Source organism: Thermogemmatispora carboxidivorans (assembly GCF_000702505.1).
Taxonomy (GTDB): Bacteria; Chloroflexota; Ktedonobacteria; order Ktedonobacterales; family Ktedonobacteraceae; genus Thermogemmatispora; species Thermogemmatispora carboxidivorans.
The window spans coordinates 721,225-738,367 of record NZ_JNIM01000001.1 but is presented as its reverse complement, the minus strand read 5'-3'; the positions used below and the strand labels follow the sequence as shown (position 1 = coordinate 738,367).

7 protein-coding genes and 2 tRNA genes are annotated in these 17,143 nt (G+C 61.6%); 7 read left to right on the top strand and 2 right to left on the bottom strand.

Annotated features, from left to right (window positions below; genetic code table 11):
* Nucleotides 1-705 precede the first annotated feature (705 nt).
* Nucleotides 706-4,860, top strand: coding sequence for a DUF6788 family protein (locus N688_RS02840; RefSeq protein WP_052887874.1), 4,155 nt, complete (start codon nucleotides 706-708; stop codon nucleotides 4,858-4,860).
* A 197-nt stretch (nucleotides 4,861-5,057) separates the two neighbouring features.
* Here the strand turns inward: N688_RS02840 and N688_RS02835 are convergent, their stop codons facing one another.
* Nucleotides 5,058-6,641, bottom strand: coding sequence for a protein kinase domain-containing protein (locus tag N688_RS02835; RefSeq protein WP_081838445.1), 1,584 nt, complete (start codon nucleotides 6,639-6,641; stop codon nucleotides 5,058-5,060).
* Between the two features lie 264 nt (nucleotides 6,642-6,905).
* The gene (locus tag N688_RS02830; protein ID WP_052887872.1) at nucleotides 6,906-8,588 is read right to left on the bottom strand and encodes an NAD(P)/FAD-dependent oxidoreductase; all 1,683 of its coding nucleotides are present in this window, start codon (nucleotides 8,586-8,588) and stop codon (nucleotides 6,906-6,908) included.
* A gap of 944 nt (nucleotides 8,589-9,532) precedes the next feature.
* Here N688_RS02830 and N688_RS02825 point away from each other — a divergent pair.
* From N688_RS02825 to leuS, 6 genes are all read left to right on the top strand, one after another.
* Complete coding sequence (locus N688_RS02825; RefSeq protein ID WP_052887871.1) at nucleotides 9,533-10,027, top strand: hypothetical protein; 495 nt, start codon at nucleotides 9,533-9,535, stop codon at nucleotides 10,025-10,027.
* A gap of 354 nt (nucleotides 10,028-10,381) precedes the next feature.
* The gene (gnd, locus tag N688_RS02820) at nucleotides 10,382-11,401 is read left to right on the top strand and encodes a phosphogluconate dehydrogenase (NAD(+)-dependent, decarboxylating) (protein WP_052887870.1); all 1,020 of its coding nucleotides are present in this window, start codon (nucleotides 10,382-10,384) and stop codon (nucleotides 11,399-11,401) included.
* Between the two features lie 399 nt (nucleotides 11,402-11,800).
* Nucleotides 11,801-13,288, top strand: coding sequence for a polysaccharide deacetylase family protein (locus N688_RS02815; RefSeq protein ID WP_052887869.1), 1,488 nt, complete (start codon nucleotides 11,801-11,803; stop codon nucleotides 13,286-13,288).
* Nucleotides 13,289-13,381: 93 nt separating this feature from the next.
* A tRNA-Ala gene (locus tag N688_RS02810) sits at nucleotides 13,382-13,454 on the top strand.
* A gap of 348 nt (nucleotides 13,455-13,802) precedes the next feature.
* Nucleotides 13,803-13,875 (top strand) — tRNA-Ala (locus N688_RS02805).
* Between the two features lie 464 nt (nucleotides 13,876-14,339).
* The gene (gene leuS, locus N688_RS02800) at nucleotides 14,340-16,814 is read left to right on the top strand and encodes a leucine--tRNA ligase (protein ID WP_052887868.1); all 2,475 of its coding nucleotides are present in this window, start codon (nucleotides 14,340-14,342) and stop codon (nucleotides 16,812-16,814) included.
* Nucleotides 16,815-17,143 lie beyond the last annotated feature (329 nt).

Here is a 17,143-nt window from a genome sequence, read left to right as displayed (position 1 = left end):
ATTCAGAGGAGAGAAAGAGGTCTGGCAGGTGCAGGTCTCTTCCCAAACCTTGGTCCCGCGGCTGCCAAGGGATTACAGCAGTCCTGCTAAAGATTAGCGGGCAGACTTAGCATGCTAGACGAATGAGAACAGGTCGGCCTGGCCAGAGGTCAGACAACGGCTCCGCTTCACACCTGCGATGGCCCCAGAGGGTGCCCAAGCCACGTCAGCCAGGTCAGTTGACGAGGGAGCAGCAGAGCGCATGCCTGTAGCAACGACGGCGCCAGATGATCCGTTCAGGAACCAGCGCCACGGCTTCGCAATGCCTGCAGCACTCCGGTGCTCTCCTGCCCAGCTCACCAGACCAGCACCGGAGCACAGAAAGAGAGCGCTCTCCCAAACGAGAGCAGCACAGGCCGGGGATCGTCCCACTTTGCCAGCAAGCAGCCAGCTACAGCAGCTGCCCCACATCGTCAACCATCACCCTCTCCCTACGAAGGCGCCAGGGCTGCCCAGGGCAGGGGCAGCTCTCCAGGACCCGTCGGGACCAGCGCAGCCACTCAGCCATTGTCTGGCCCTCGCCAGGAGCAAGAGCCTGTGGGCCGCCCAGTGGCCCCTAGACGCACCAGCAACAACAGTGCGACGCACGCAGGCCAGGCCCTTCCTAGCAGCCTCTGCGATCAGCTCCCCAGCAGCAAGCCTGCGTAGCGGCAAGGAGTGCGCGCGATGAACAGTAAGGTCACCTACTATCGTCAGTACAGTTTTTGTGGCAAACCACAGTGTAAAAAATGTCGCGCAGGGCGCGGGCACGGACCTTACTGGTACGCTTATCGCAGCGAGGGCGGCCAGACCACACGTACCTATATTGGCCGCACCCTGCCACCAGAGGCACTGACCCAGATCGAGCAACAAGAGATTGTGGCCGGTCAGCCAGCGCAGCCCTCGCTGCGACGCCTCTACCTGCTTGGCAGCCTACGTCTGGAACGCTCCATCGAAGAACAGCGAACCAGCCGACGTGGCGGACGCCCCACCCTCCAGCTTGCCGGGCGCGCCCTCCTGGCCCTCCTGACCTCCAGTCCAGAGCGTCAGCTCTCGCGTCATCAAGCCCTGACCATCCTCTGGCCTGACCTGCCACCTGCCGAGGCTACCCGCCGCCTCGAACGCGCCATCTCCAACCTGCGCTACTGGCTCACCAGCGCCAGCGCCTTAGCCACAGCCCCCACACTCCTTCAAGAAAGCGAGGAGACGCTCAGCCTTGCCGGCCAGCAAACCCTGTGGATTGACGCCGACGCCTTCGAGGAGCTGCTTGACCAGGCCGCGCGCTGCAGCGACGAGCTGCTCCGCGAAAGCCTGCTGGACGAAGCCCTGCGCCTCTACAAAGGGGACCTGCTCTCCGGCTGGACTGTACCGCCTTATCCCGCCCAGCTTGCCAGAAGACGCGAAACCCTGTGCAGGAGCTGGCGCCAGGCCCTGCTGACCCTGGTCGATCTGCGCCTCTCCCGAGATAACCTCACTGGCGCATTGCCACTGCTCGAACGCCTCTTAGCCTACAACCCCAACGATGACGAAGCGCTCTCCTTGACAATGTACTGCCTGGCAGCCCTACGCCGCCGCAGCGAGGCCATCCGCCTCTACCAGCAGTTCCTTTCTTCACATGAAGGAACCCCCTCCGAGGCCCTTCAGACCCTCTACCAGGCTATCTGCGCCAACCATTCGCTCTCTCGTCCCCTGCCTGAGCCTGCTCCTCAACCGAGCCAGCCAGCCACCTCCCGAGAGAGTGTTTCCACCTCTTCTTCTCCTCAGATTGGGCGCACCCACCGCAGCCCCCTGGTCGGACGCGATCAGGAGCTGACCCGCTTACGGCAACTCCTCATCACCACCGAGCAGCTCGCTACAACCGCCCTGGAGCGGCTGACCCCCGCAGCCAGCGGGACTGGTCCCACCCGCAACGGGGCCACCGCAACGTTGCCCCTGGCGACCCAACGCCAACCTCAGTACGCCGTCCTGGTCGCAGCCCCCGGCCTTGGCAAAACTCGTCTGGCCGAAGAACTCAGCCGCGAGGCCCTGCAACGCCAGTGGACCGTCATCTGGAGCCGCGTCTACGAGCAAGAAAGCGCCATCCCGTACCGCCTCTGGATTGAACCACTGCGAAGCATTACCGGGCAAGACTTCTGGTTTACCCAGGAGATTCAACAGCATCCCGAACTGTATGCCCCGCTCGGGGCTATCCTGCCCGAACTCTACGAGATCCTGCCGCCGCCCCCACCACTACCACCAGAGCAGGAACAACAGCGCCTCAAAGAGGCTTTGCAAGAACTGCTGACGCGCATCAGCAGACACATCCCCCTCCTGCTCGTGCTGGACGACCTGCACTGGGCCGACGCCAGCAGCTGTGAACTGCTCGGCTACCTGGTGCGCCGCCTCGCCGGCCACCCGGTGCTCTTCATCGGCACCTGCCGCGATAGCGACCTGGCCGCCAATACCGTCCTCCAGACGCTCATTGCCCACCTGCAGCGCGAACACGGCGTCATCACCCTGGACCTGCCACCACTCACCGATGAACAAATTGCCCAGATCGTCAGCCACATGCCCCCGGCAGCCCTGCGCTTCATTCAGTCGCACGCCGCTGGCAACCCCTTCTTTGCCGAGGAACTGGCTCGCAGCATTGAAATGCAGTTGCTCTCTCCTACCGAAAGCAGCTTTCAGGCAAGCCTGCAGCACCTGCCCGAGACCATCACCGCCGTGCTCGATATGCGCCTCACCCGGCTCAGTCGCCACTGCCGCCGCCTGCTCAGCGACGCCTCCATTCTCGGCGGCTCCTTCGAGTTCGAAGCCCTCTGCGCCCTGGAAGCCGCCGATCCCCAGCCCTTCGACGAAGAGCGCGTCCTCGACCTGCTAGACGAGGCCCTGCAAGCCGGCGTCCTGAGCGAGACCAGCAGCGGCAGCCATATCAGCTACCACTTCTGGCATCCTTTGCTGGCGAGCCATCTCTACGAGAGCATGTCGGGCATGAAGCGCGTCCTACTCCATCGACGCGCCGCCGAGACCCTGCGCCAGCTCTACAGAGGCCACGAAGAGAAGGGCGCCGCCATGATCACCTATCACCTGGTCGCCGGCGGCGGCCCGCCCGAGCAGATTATCCACTACGCCTCGCTGGCAGCAGAAGCCGCCTACGCCCTTTCAGCTTATACCGAGGCGGCCCGCCTCTATCGGATCGCCGTCGAACACTTTCCCCAGGTCAGCGACCCCACCACGCCCACCAGGAGCCCCCAGGCCCTCCCTTATGACCGCCGCGCCTATCTCCTGGGGAGACTGGCCGAGTGCATCCGTATCCAGGGACATTACGCCGAGGCTTGCCAGCTCTATCAGCGTGCCTTTGATGTTGCACAGGAAGGCCGGACACACACCCCAAGCGACCCGCCCTATCAAACGCAACTTGAAGCGCGCCTGCTCACCGAGATTGGCCGCACCTGGTTCTATATGAGCGACTTCGCCCGCGCCCACGACTACTGCGACCGGGCCGCCACCAGATTGCGCACAGCAGGCATTGAAGGAGGAATGGCCTGGGCCACCCTGCGCTACCTGCGAGGCTACATCTACAATGACGAAGGCCGCTACGGCGAGGCACGCCAGGAGGGACAGGAGGCTCTGCGCCTCTTTGAAGCCCTCTACACTCACAGCTTCCAGACGCGCACCGGTAGCGCACCCTCCTCAATCCCAGCCAACGCCGAGGAGAAGCCGACTCTCCAAGCAACACGACCCGCTACCCCCCTGATCAGCGGCGACCCCATCGGTCTAGCCCGCACCCACCGCTTCTTAAGTACCCTGGAGATCAACACCGGTCGCCACGAGCAGGCCCTGCACCACCTGCAAGTCGCCCTCCAACTCGCCGAAGAACTCGGCCATAAGCGAGAAATTGCCCATATTTGCTGCAATATCGGACATGTGCTTCTTTACCGCGCTAACCATACAGACGCTCTGGCCTACTGTCGTCGCTCACTAGAGCTGGCAGACGAGGTAGGCGACCTGCCATTGATGGCCGTTGTCTTCAGCAACCTGGGCATTCTCGCCGAACGCACAGGCGACCTCAACGACGCCGAGCGCTATCTCAGGCAAGCCATTGCCCAGGGCGAGCAAGGGAAAGACCAGGTCTACCTCAGCTACTGGAACGGCTACCTGGCTGGTGTCCTGCAGGCTCGCGGTCAGCTGAGTGAGGCCGGCCAGGCCCTCTATCAAGCGCTAACCATCGGACGCACCATTAAAAGCAGTCCCTGCATCAGCTCGGCCCTGGTCGCCCTGGCCCGTCTGCGCCTGAGCCAGGCACGCCTACTGCAGGCCAGCCTCTCCCGAGAAGGGGTCTTCGAGCCAGAGCAACGAGCCCAGGGCCAACAACTTCAGCAACGACTGCTTCAACGAGCCCGGGCCGCACTGCGGCTGGCCTCAGCCCAATCAGGGATCACCGCAGACGTCGAAGCCCAGGGAAAACTGACCCTGGCCGAGGTCAACCTCCTCCTTGGGGAAGCAGGCCGCGCGCAGTCTCAGGCTCAGGCCATTCTCGACCAGGCGCGCCGCACCAACATGACGATCATCCAGGGGGAGGCCCTGGCCTTGCTAGGCCGTATCTCTGTCCACACAGAAACCAGTGAGGTCCACCCACAGGCAGAGCACCATCTTGAGGAGGCCCTGCGCATCTTCCAGGAACGCGGCATGCGACTGCACTACGCCCGTACCCTGATCACCTATGCCCAGCTGCTCTTACAACACAGCCCCAGACGCCAGAGCGAGGCCCTCAACTATCAGCGCGAGGCCACAGGCATCCTCAGCGAGTGTGGTGCCACGCTCGACCTGCTGCAACATCAACCAGCAGAACCCTCCTCCTGAGCAGAACCAGCGCCAGACGAAGCAGTCCTCCCAGCAGAACAAAAGCCCGGCTCGCGACCCGGAGCCGGGCAGTTGCCTCTTATCTATTCCCTCGCCGGCTAGCTGAAGCGACTGGCATGCTCAGCCCGGCGGCTGCGCGCGACGCTGCGCGCCTCTCTCGTCGATCATCTCGGCCATCACCCACTCGTCGAGTCTGATCAGAACCAGCCACGGGCCAGGGCAATGGTCAAGGCAAGCGAGAGAAAGAGCGTTATCCCCCACAGCAGCACCCGCTGATAATCATTGCCATCTGGCAAGGGAGGCAGCTCTTCAGGAGCGGGGAGCAGCGACTCCTCGTGCTGAGGAAGATCCGAGGAAGGAGCCAACGATTGCAAGATCGGATGACCCTGCAGCGGGTCCTCGGGCACATCAGGCAATGGCTCGGTCGCGGGCGGACGCGGCTCAGAAGCCACAGATTGGGAAAGCTCAGCATGAGGCTCAGCAACCCGGAGCGGCGCCTCCTGCTGCGTCGTCCGCTCGGTGAGAGCCTCACGCAACTGGGCAGGATGCTGATAGCGCTGCGAGAGATCTGGCCGTAGCCCCTGTCCCGAATAGAGTCCTTTCGTGAGAACAGCCTCGAAACCTGGACTGAGCGCCGGATTCAACTGACGAGCCGGCGGGATACGGCCCTGGCTCCTGGCCGGCGGACAGCCGGTCGCCAGATGGTAGGCCGTGGCCAACAAAGCATACAGATCAATACGGCTATCGATCACCCCATGAGTCAGCTCGGGAGCAGTATAGGGCGAGAGCTGCGCGCGAGCCATGCCGGTCACAAACTGCGTTGCCCCCGAGGCCAGCATCACCGAAAAACCGGTCAGCACATAGTGAGAGCGCGTGCGACCGGCAATAATATAGTCTGGCCGGATCAAACCGTGAACAATAGGGGGTGTCTGACTGGCCAGAAACTCCAGGACATCGACCATCTGCAGACAGCACTCGACCACCTCTTGCTCACCAAGAGGACGCCCACGCCGACGCAAACGGAGCAACAACGATTCCCCCTCAACGTGCTCGAAGACGAAGAAATCACGCTCCGCCTCCGAAAAAACATCGAGCAAAGTAGGGATCTGCGTGTGACGTCCCGCGGCATGGAGGGAAGAAGCAGCAGAGCGGACAAGCGCCCCCCGCAGACGACTATCTTCACGCGGCAGCACAAACTCACAAATGCGAACCGGCGCCCCCCCACGACGGGCATCATGCGCCAGCCAGAAGGTCTCGTAAGCCTCCGCCAACCACTCATGGCGCCCCTGACGCTCAGCCAGACGATAACGCCCCCCCTGAAGCAGCTCCCCAGCCTGCAGGGACCGCAGCCCCTCAGTCACAGTCGAAGGCTGCGATCCAGAAGAGCGCCTCACCCCTTGACGCTCCCGCTCATGCAATTGCTCGTCCGTGCGACGTTGATCATCCAGTGTCGTCGGCTCCTGACGAGCACCACCACCAGAAGCCTGCCAGGGCCGATGCTGACGCAGCTGCTCCGCTGGCGACTGGTAACGCGGCGCCTCACTCACCAGCACCGGTGGAACGGGCGGCTGTTGCCCACCAGCATGCCGCCCAGCAACAGGAGTCACCCGCGGAACATGGAAGTGCGGCGGTCTTCCGCCAGAGCCAGTCGACCAATGGGGCCGCTCCCGACCTGCCGGGCGAGCCACCGCGTCTCCACTGGCCACGGGTAACACGAAGCCACAGCGCAGACAGGCTCGCCTCTCCCCATCCCACTGAGCGTGACAACGTGGACACAGCATAAAATCATCCTCCCCTGATGTATGGATGTTTGAGTGACCGGCCTCCCTGCTTACCGGCCAGCACGCGGTGGATCATCATCACCAGGACAACACCAGGATGGCCGGCCCAGAGCCAGCAGCACCAGTAGAGAGCCGACAGATGCCAGAGAGTCAGCCATCTGACGCGGCCCACCCACCAACCAACCATCCTGGCGCCTCCCAGTCAGCAAGAAGGATTGCATCGCTTGAGAAAGTAGCAAGTTCACGCCAGGCCTCGCCGCCTGGCTAGCGACAATACCGCAGCGGACGCGGGTTCGGCTGGGAGAGAGAGGCCGGTAGCGAGAGCCGCCGCGGCAGCGGCTCAGGCTCCAGCCCCCCAGCCCAAGAATCGAGATCAGCAAGTGCTCCAGAACCCGCGGCATTGGCCACATTGGCACCATGCTGCGCAGGGATCAATCTCCGTAGTGGCTCAGTTTGGGGCCTCCTTCTTGACACGCTTCCCTGCAGGAAGGGTTCACCGCCCTGGGGCGGCGCCTGCCATCCCGCCACTGCAGGCGTTGTGCCCAGCGGAGGAGACAGAGGAGGCGCACACCGGGAGGTCGCCAATGTACGCTCCGCCAGCCGCCCGGGCGCCGTTAAGGTATAGAGCTTAGACGAGCGAAGCTGCGCAAAGTAGGCACGTGCATCAAAGTCGCCTCGGAGCAGAGCATCCTGGATCACCCCCACAGGCAACGCCTCATCGATGAGGCGCTTGATGGCCAGGGCATCAGGCTGCGCCTTTCCCAGGGCGAGATAGCCAACCAGACGATCACCCACCAGCGCCAGGCGATGGTAGCTCTGCTTCCCATGCCGCGTCAGGACCTTCACCTCCGCCGCCTCCGCCAAGGGATCGCCAACCGCCAGGATGGAGAGCGAACCCAGCCGTGTGGCCTGCCAGGGAGCACCGATCACCTCGCTGACCTGGGTCACCACCTGCCCCGTCATGGTCGCTGCTGCCACTCGTCCCTGAAGGACAGCAGCATGCCAGGATGGCTGCGAGCGATAGAAACCACTCAGAGGATGCCGCCAGGCAGCCACATCGCCCGCAGCCAGAATTCCCGGGACACTGGTACAGAGCCGCCCATCGACAAGAATGCCCTGCTGCTCTTCATAGACAAGAGGCAGGGTGGAACGAGTCGCCAGGTCGAGCGCGGGACGGGTCCCTGTGCAAACCAGCGCCAGCTGCGCAGGAATCACACGCCCGTCAGCAGTGGCAACTCCCGCTAACTCCCCTACCCTGCCCACAAAACCTATCACCTCGCTTTCCAGATGAACCAGCGCCCCCGCCCGCTCCACGTGCCGCAAAACCAGCTCAGCCGCCACCCGATTGAGCAAGCGCGGCAGGCAGTAGGAGCCACGAATGAACCAGTGAACACGCTTGCCTATGTGCAAAAGACTCATGACGGTCTCAGCTCCATGCACCCCACCACCAATCACCGCCACCTCGCGCACCTCCCGCAACCGGCGCCTGACATCAAGATAGTCGGGCAGACGGTGCAACGTCAGAACTCCATCCAGCGCAGCACCAGGCAGACCTTCCGGCAACCCACGGGCAACGCTCCCTGTCGCCAGGAGGAGTATTCCATAATGGACTACCCCCCCACCCGCTACCAGCAGCCTCCGCTCGACCGCATCGATCACCTCAACCCGCGCTATCCCCACCTTGATCCCACGCGCCTGCTCCGTCCCCTCGGGATAGGCCAGCAATTGGCTCCGGCTCACCCTACCAGAGAGAACTTGACGCAGCGCCGGTGTGTGAATCGTCGGATAGCACTGCTCCGTCAGAACCAGAATCGTGGACTCAGGCGCAAAACGGCGAGCCTCGATTGCTGCAGTCAGGCCGGCGATCCCATTCCCTACAATCACAACATCCGCGCTGGCCTCTATTCGTGAATCGCCGAACCAGGCCGGCAGGGCGGTCTTCTGCATGGTTGAAGCGCACCTTTCATGTTGAATTACGTCTGTATTCTCCTTTCAAGAGAGCCGTCCCTCATACCCCATATCTCAGAAGCAAGGCAATTCTTCCAGCATACACCTGTGGAATCGATATGATCCGATGGAACCAGGATGGAAGAACAGGAATGAGATAGAGAGGTACTGAGAGAGAGGCCAACCCTTGAACGATCAGCGGCATTTCGACACCGAAAAGCTGATACCGAAAGGCAGTATGGAACAGAATCGTCGAATTTGCGGGCACAGGATGGGGAAATAGCCAGAATGTCCCATAGCCGGCGCTCACCTCCCTCCTACAAGAGGGAGAGCGCTGCCTCTTCTGGCAAGAGAAGCAAAAAAGCCAATTCAGGTATTGATTTTTGGGTGATTATCTGGTACTGTAAAATATGGAAGGAACGAAATATATCAGACATTGAATATCATTGCGTTTCTTTGTACAGCACCTATCGAAGCAGTCCATGCTTCCCACGGCGACGGCCAGCGCGCCGAAGCGCCGGCTCAGCGGCAGCGAGCGCGATCCCCAGACGTAATTTGATCAACGCGCCGCTCGTTCGTCCTCTGTAGAGAGCAGCATTCAAGGAGCAAGAAGTGCTTGTGGAGAAGCAGTATGAGGAAAGGAGCGTTATTTTCGTGCAGCTATCATAGTGCTCTCGCAGTGCAGGGCCTGCTGCTCCACTCCTGAGCAGCAGCCGTTTTGCCAGCCAGCCAGCCAGCAACAAGCGAGCGCCAGCGGAAGAGGGGTCCGCGGCCCGGCGACGAACTGCGCTGGCCTTGACGCGGGAAGAGGGGGGACGTCCCGGGCGCTCCAGCAGCAACCAGGCGGCACAGAGCCACCACCGGCCCCCGGCTCGGCGCGGGCTTTGTTCGGCAAGTTGGTCCGTCCATCAGCAGCTATCTTAGCCAGCCAGAAGGAGCGTGCCATGCAGAAGACCTCTCTGCGTATGACCAAAGCGTCCCCACGTCCCTTGCAAGAAGAACCTGCAGAGATTCGCCATTTCGCCTTACGCGATTTGCTCCCTCCCCACCATCTCCTGGCCCTCAATCTGACTCTGGGCACCCTGGCCCAGCTCGCCTGTGAGGAAGGTCTGCCCCGACTCATCGCCGAGCAGCAATTTACCAACAGTGAAATCTGTGTGCTGCTCCCCTTACTGGAAGCCTACCCCCACTACTGTCCCTACGAAGTCCTCCTCGCCAGCTTCACCAACGGCCAGATCACCGAAGCCGAGGTTGAGCGCTGTCGGAGGCGCCTGAGCCTGGCCCAGGCCGAAGGCGTCTGGGACCAGGAGATGCGTCCGGTGCGCAACGTCCTCTCGCGCACGCGTATGAAGTTGTACGCCTTCGGCATCGATATCTTCTCCATCCTGGAAACAGGCTATGTGTTGATGCGCCGAACACGCCAGCGCACCAGCAGCTAAGCGCGAACAGCAGTAACCTGCCTTACCTTGGCGTGCTCCCTGGCAGATAGATTGCCAGGGAGCAGCTCTTTCCAGGCCCCTCCTTCGCTGGTGCTGGCCTTCCTCCGACACCGCGATCAGCCAGCCCTCCTCTTTTCATTTCCCTGCACCAGTATGGTACACTTAGCGATGGACAGGCAGCGCTGCGTTGCTCTTCCTTTCGTCCAGCATCCAGCCGTCTGCCGTCAGCAGGGACTCCCATCAGGCAGACCAAGAGCATGCTGCGCCCGCCTCTCCATCCATACCCCGGAGAACACGAACTTCGCTAGCTAGAGAAGAAAGACAGAAAGAAAGAAAAACAGAAAGGATTGCTATATGGAACTTGGCCTTATCGGACTTGGACGCATGGGCGCCAATATGGCTCTGCGGCTCCAACGGGCCGGCCACAAATGCATTGGCTATGCACGCCACGCCGAGACCGTGGAGAAGCGTTTGAAAGAGGGGGCCATCTCCGCAGGAGCTACTTCCCTGTCTGAACTCATCGGGCAGCTGAAGCCACCTCGCGTCGTTTGGCTGATGATCCCCGCCGCCTCGGTCGACGCCACCCTGGAGCAGCTCATTCCACTGCTCTCCCCCGACGATGTCGTCGTCGATGGCGGCAACTCCTTCTACCAGGACGACATTCGCCGCGCCGCCACGTTAAAGGAGCACGGCATCCACTACCTGGACGTCGGCACCAGCGGCGGCGTCTGGGGCCTTGAGCGTGGCTACTGCCTGATGATCGGCGGCGAGGCCGAGATCGTTCAGCGGCTCGAACCACTCTTCGAAGTCCTCGCTCCCGGTGTCCAGGCCGCCTCACGCACTCCCGGACGCGAGCAGGTCGGCGGTACCGCCGAGCATGGCTATCTGCATTGCGGCCCACACGGCGCTGGCCACTTTGTCAAAATGATCCACAACGGCATCGAGTACGGCATCATGGCCGCCTACGCCGAGGGCTTCAACATCTTGCGCCACGCCAACATCGGCAAGCACCCCGAAGAGATCGACGCCGAGACGACGCCACTGCGTAACCCCGAGTATTATCAGTACGACTTCAACCTGGCCGATATCGCAGAACTCTGGCGCCGCGGCAGCGTCGTCGCTTCCTGGCTGCTCGACCTGACCGCCCATGCCCTGCTCCAAGATCCCGACCTGAGTCAGTTTGCGGGGCGCGTCTCCGACTCCGGCGAAGGGCGCTGGACGATCAAAGCCGCTATCGATGAGGCCGTACCCGCCGGCGTGCTCAGCACCGCCCTCTATGAGCGCTTCGCTTCCCGCGGCGAGGCAGATTTTGCCGATAAGCTGCTCTCGGCCATGCGCTTTGAGTTCGGCGGTCACCATGAGAAGCAAGGCTAGCCCCGGCTACTCCCCCCTCTATCAACTCTGACCCCTCGCGCAGCCGACCCGCCTACCTCGCGAGATGCGCGCCGGGTCCGCCGACCGCCGGGCAACTACTACCACATAACGCTGGCCCGCGGCTCCAGAATGGGCTGGCCCGCAGCTCCGCGGAGCCAGCCTTCCTGCCTTTTCCTCTCCCTCCTGCCCTCAATTCTGGATGAAGAACCTCCCCCAGGATTCATGTCCTCTAAGAAGACACAAGCCACTCTCTTCACCTCATCACTGATCAGCGTGTTTCATCACAGCTGATCGCCAGTTGCCGCTCTTGAATAGGTATTTTTACCTAAATTCTGGTATAATGAGGGGGCAGTCATGTACAGCTATAGGCAAGAACACACAACACACAGGTTCTCAGCCATGAGATACAACACCAAGTACGAGCCGCAAGGGTACGCCTCCCGGAGCGAGCCAGGATCGGCCCGCTCAGGGGGAGTAGCGGGACAAGCGGCAAGCCTGTTCTCTCCTGGCAGGCGCCGCAACCGCTCAACCTCGTCGCGAGTCAGCCAACTACTGCTGGCTGGCCTCCTCAGCCTGCTGCTGATTGCCATTGCCGTTCTCGTCTGGGGCCTCTATGCGCTTCTGAGCAGCAGTAGCACAGGTGGCAACCAGGCGCTGCATAACTCTGCAACTTTCATCGCCGAGCACCCGCAGGAGGCGGCCAACGAGCAGCAAGTGCTGGTCCTCGCTCAGCGCTATCTGACAGCCTTGCTGCACCATGACTACGATACCATGTGGTCGCTCCTGGCGCCTGCCCGGCGCGCCCTCTGGCCCAATGAGCAAACCTTCGCGCACTTCTGGCAGGCACGTTTCGCCCATTACACCCTGCAGGGCTTCAGCCTGGGACTACCCAGCCAGCTCAGTCACTGGATCGATCCCGAGACCATGACGAGCTACAGCAATACCCTGACTGTCCCGGCCTCGCTGCAACTCGTCCCCGACGCCACGCTGAGCAAGGCAGCCAATGTACCGCCCGAGGACCGTCACCCGGCGAGTGTCTACCACAACCTGCCCTTCATCGTCGAGGGCAGCCCAAGCCAGGGCAATGAGCAGCCACACTGGCACGTACTTTCTGGCGGACCGGCAGACCCCGAAGCTCCCATCCTGCCCCCGCCGCAGCCAGTTGCCCGCAGTATCGCTGTCCCCATCCTGATGTACCATCATGTCTCACCAGCCCCCACCCACAACCTGCTCGACTTCAGCCTGACAGTCACACCGCGCACCTTTGCCGCCCAGCTCGACTATCTCAAAAGCCACGGCTACCACACCATCACCTTCAACCAGCTCTTCAACGCCCTTTATTTCGACGCACCACTGCCCCCACATCCCATCATCCTTACCTTTGACGATGGGTACGAGGACGTCTATCGCTACGCCGTGCCCCTCCTACAGGCCCACGGCTTCAGCGGCATGTTCTATATCATCACCGGGTTCGTGGGCGCCACAGGCTATATGAGCTGGAACGAGGTCCGTAACTTGCTCGCCCAGGGTATGCAGGTCGGCTCACATACCGTGCATCATACCAGCCTGGGCTGGATCATCATCGGCGACCCCCAGCTCACTCAGCAGGAGCTGCAGGCTTCACAGGCGACCCTACAACAGCATCTCGGTATCCCTATCCAACAGTTCTGCTACCCCAGCGGCGAGCCATTCCGCCACGGCACCCCCCTCGAACAGGCACGCATCACTACCATGCTGGCCGCCGACGGCTATGTCGGCGCCACAACCGACCCCGGCCCTACCGGCTGGCTCCAGCAAAGTACCCAGCCTTTCGCTCTCTTGCGCATCCGCGTCGACGGACGCGAAAACCTGGCGGAATTTATCGCTAGCCTGCCATCGGTTTCCTAAAACGGAACGGGTGAATTGAAAGATCTCCTCAAAAAGGGTCTTTACAATTCACCCTCCAATGTGCTATCATTCTAGCTGCCAACACGACGGCATGGGGATGTAGCTCAGCCGGTAGAGCGCGACAATCGCACTGTCGAGGTCAGGGGTTCGAGTCCCCTCATCTCCACCCGCTGCCTGCTCTCCTGGAGAGCACAGCTCAACGGGTAGCAAGGACTAAAGGACCTTCCCCCTTGCCAACCGCAAAGCTTTATGCTATAGTAAAAGGGCAGCGGAAAGAAAACAGCCCTGGCGATGAGCAGGAGTAGTAGGTCGCCAGTCCCGTCTAGAGAGTAGCCGGCTGGTGCAAGGCTACACGGGAAACGACCGAACTCGCCTGTGAGCAACAGGTGCGAACGCCTCGGGAGTCAGTAGCACCTGTCGGTATGCCCGTTATAGCAGTGAATGAGTGCCAGTCACCCGGCGCTGCGGAGTGAAGAATAGCTTGCTTCGACGCTCTGAAGCGTCCCTGGTCCTTGGGCCTGTAGCACAGCTGGTAGCGCGCCTCTATGGCATGGAGGAGGTCAGGGGTTCGAGTCCCCTCAGGTCCACTTCTCTTCAACTCCGCAGTAAGCTGCCGATGGTGATTGGAAACAGGGTGGTACCACGGAAAAACCTTTCGTCCCGAGCGGATGAAAGGTTTTTTTATTGCTACGTTCGCTCCCTACTACATCGCTTATTTCCTGGCCTGTCGCTGTCGCCTTCCTGGCTCGGCACCTTTTGCTCTGCGCCTGGTCTGTGCCGCAGCCTGCTTTGCCTTTCGGCGGCTGCCGCTCCACCCGGACCACTACCGCCTCCAAAGCAGGCACACTCACTACGAGCCAGCCAGCCAGCCAGACGGACGGACGGACAGACCAGGAGAAGCAGCAGAACAAGCGCCACCGCTCTCGCGCGAGCGCCACAGGCTGGCTTCGCAAGCCTATGTACGATGCCAGCCCGCTTTGCCTCTGCTTTCCTGCTGTTGGCCGCAGTGCCTGATCAGGTCCGACCGATTATCAGGGGAGGGACACCTGCAATGATCACGCGCACAAAATATGACCCAAAGGTAATTGAGCCAAAATGGCAGACTCGCTGGGAGGAGGAGCAGATCTATCACGCTCCGGACGATTCGCCTAAGCCCAAGTTCTATCATCTGGTGATGTTCCCCTACCCCTCCGGCGATCTGCACATGGGCCACTGGTACAACTATTCTCCTTTCGACGCCTATGGCCGCTTCATGCGCCGCCTGGGCTACAATGTTATGCAGCCCATCGGCTTCGATGCCTTTGGCCTGCCCGCCGAAAACGCCGCCATCAAACGCGGCATCCAGGCCCACGACTGGACAATGGCCAACATCGAGCGCATGCGGAACCAGCTGCGCATGATGGGCGCTCAGTGGGACTGGCAGCGCGAGGTCGTGACCTGCCAGCCCGAGTACTACAAATGGACTCAGTGGCTCTTCCTGCAGTTCTATAAGCACGGCCTGGCCTATCGCACTCGCGCCCCAGCAAACTGGTGCCCGGGCTGCAATACGACCCTGGCCAATGAGCAGGTGCTGCCTAACGGTACCTGCGAACGCTGCGGTAGTACCGTGATCCGCAAGGAGATCGAGCAGTGGCTGCTGCGTATCACCAAATACGCCGAGGAGCTGCTGCGCTTCGATGGCATTGAATGGCCTGAGAAGACGATTACGATGCAGCGTAACTGGATCGGACGCAGCGAGGGCGCAGAGGTCCGCTTCTTTACTGAGGTCGATGGCGAGCGCGTCGAGATCCCCGTCTTTACTACGCGCCCCGATACCATCTACGGCGTGACCTTCTTCGTGCTGGCCCCGGAGCATCCGCTGGTCGAGCGCCTGACCACCCCTGAACAGCGCGCCGCGGTCGAGGCCTATGTCGAGCGCACACGCCGGATGACTGAGATCGAGCGCATGAATACCGAGAAGGAGAAGACGGGCGTCTTCACCGGCGGCTATGTGACCAATCCTGTCAGCGGCGACCGCGTGCCGGTCTGGATCGCCGACTATGTGCTGCTGAGCTACGGCTCGGGCGCGGTGATGGGCGTACCCGCTCACGATCAGCGCGATTTCGAGTTCGCCCGCAAGTTTGGTCTGCCCATCCGCCAGGTCATCCTGCCTCCAGGTGAGGAGGAGAGCGATCCGGCAACCTGGAGTGAGGCCAAGACGAGCTACGGAGCCATGATCAACTCCGGCCCCTTTACAGGAACACCAGCCGATCAGGCTATCCGCCGCGTGATTAGCTCCCTGGAGGAGCAGGGCATCGGCCAGTCGAAGGTGACCTACCGCCTGCGCGACTGGCTGATCAGTCGCCAGCGCTACTGGGGCGCCCCGATCCCCATCATCTATTGCCCCAAGGATGGCACGGTTCCCGTTCCCGAGGACCAACTGCCCGTCTATCTGCCTGAGCACGTCCAGTTCAAGCCGACGGGCGAGTCTCCCCTGCGCTACGAACCGGCCTTCTTGAATACGACCTGTCCCCAGTGCGGCGGCCCGGCTACGCGCGAGGTCGATACAATGGACACCTTCATTTGCTCGTCCTGGTACTTCCTGCGCTACGCCGATCCGCATAACGATAAGCAAGCCTGGAGCGAGGAGGCCATCCGTCACTGGCTGCCAGTCGACCAGTATGTGGGCGGCGCCGAACACGCTACCATGCACCTGCTGTACGCGCGCTTCTTCGTCAAGGCTCTGCGCGATATGGGCTATCTGCACTTCGACGAGCCGTTCCTGCGCCTGTATCACCAGGGTATGGTGCTGGGCTCCGATGGCCAAAAGATGTCAAAGTCGCGCGGCAACGTCGAGGCCCCCGATAAGTATGTCGAGAAGTACGGCGCCGATACGGTGCGCTGCTACATGATGTTCATTGGCCCCTTCGATCAGGGTGGCAGCTTCAAAGCAGAGAACCTGGAAGGCGTCTGGCGCTTCCTGAACCGCTTCTGGAACCTGGTAACGGAAAGCTGGGTCAACGGCACGGTCAGCGAGGAGGAGAACGAGGCCACTCGCGCCATCGAGCGCCTGCGCCATAAGACGATCAAGCGGGTCACCGAGGACCTGCACCATTTCCGCTTCAATACAGCCCTGGCCGCCTTGATGGAGATGAACAATGCCCTGATCAAACAGCAGCACGAGCCCGTCGCTCGCACCGCTACCTACCGCCAGGCCCTGGAGACCATGATGCACCTGCTGGCTCCGATGGCCCCTCATATCACCGAGGAGCTGTGGGAGATGACCGGCCACCAGGGCAGCATCCATCTGAGCGACTGGCCACCGTATGATGAGAACCTGACACGCGACGAAACCTTCACGCTGGTGGTCCAGGTCAATGGGCGCGTGCGCGAACGCCTGGAGGTGCCAGTCGAGACATCCGAGGAGGAGATCCGTCAGCTGGTACTGCGCAATCCACGCGTGGCCGCCTCCATCGGCAATGCCCCCGTGGAGAAGTTCATCTACGTGCCGGGCCGTATTGCCAATGTCGTGACACGACCCGCTTAGATAGACTCGACTCGGCCAGCCCCTCACTGATGACTGGCTGAGTCCCATTTGCCTCTGCCTGAACTGGGCCAGGCATCGAAGTCAGAACAGACCTAGCCAGCAGAGTAATCCAGTAGCAGAGCTGGAGGCTGGTGCCTTGATCTTCTCTCACAGCGGCTAAAGGCAGCCAACCAGCCAGTCTATGGCCGTGATGCCAGCTTGCGCATCACGGCCATCTTTTTGGGAGGTCTCCTTTTGGCCTTTTCCCTGAGTTCCTCTAGCACTTTGCTCCATGATTTGACAGGCCACAGAGAACCTCAGAGCACTTGAGAGGCCCACAGAGGCACCGA

What these genes read in the sequence shown, in the direction of transcription:
- N688_RS02830 (WP_052887872.1), bottom strand. Translation starts at nt 8,588, where the DNA reads ATGCAGAAGACCGCCCTGCCGGCCTGGTTCGGCGATTCACGAATAGAG.
- N688_RS02825 (WP_052887871.1), top strand. Translation starts at nt 9,533, where the DNA reads ATGCAGAAGACCTCTCTGCGTATGACCAAAGCGTCCCCACGTCCCTTG.
- gnd (WP_052887870.1), top strand. Translation starts at nt 10,382, where the DNA reads ATGGAACTTGGCCTTATCGGACTTGGACGCATGGGCGCCAATATGGCT.
- N688_RS02835 (WP_081838445.1), bottom strand. Translation starts at nt 6,641, where the DNA reads ATGCTGTGTCCACGTTGTCACGCTCAGTGGGATGGGGAGAGGCGAGCC.
- N688_RS02815 (WP_052887869.1), top strand. Translation starts at nt 11,801, where the DNA reads ATGAGATACAACACCAAGTACGAGCCGCAAGGGTACGCCTCCCGGAGC.
- leuS (WP_052887868.1), top strand. Translation starts at nt 14,340, where the DNA reads ATGATCACGCGCACAAAATATGACCCAAAGGTAATTGAGCCAAAATGG.
- N688_RS02840 (WP_052887874.1), top strand. Translation starts at nt 706, where the DNA reads ATGAACAGTAAGGTCACCTACTATCGTCAGTACAGTTTTTGTGGCAAA.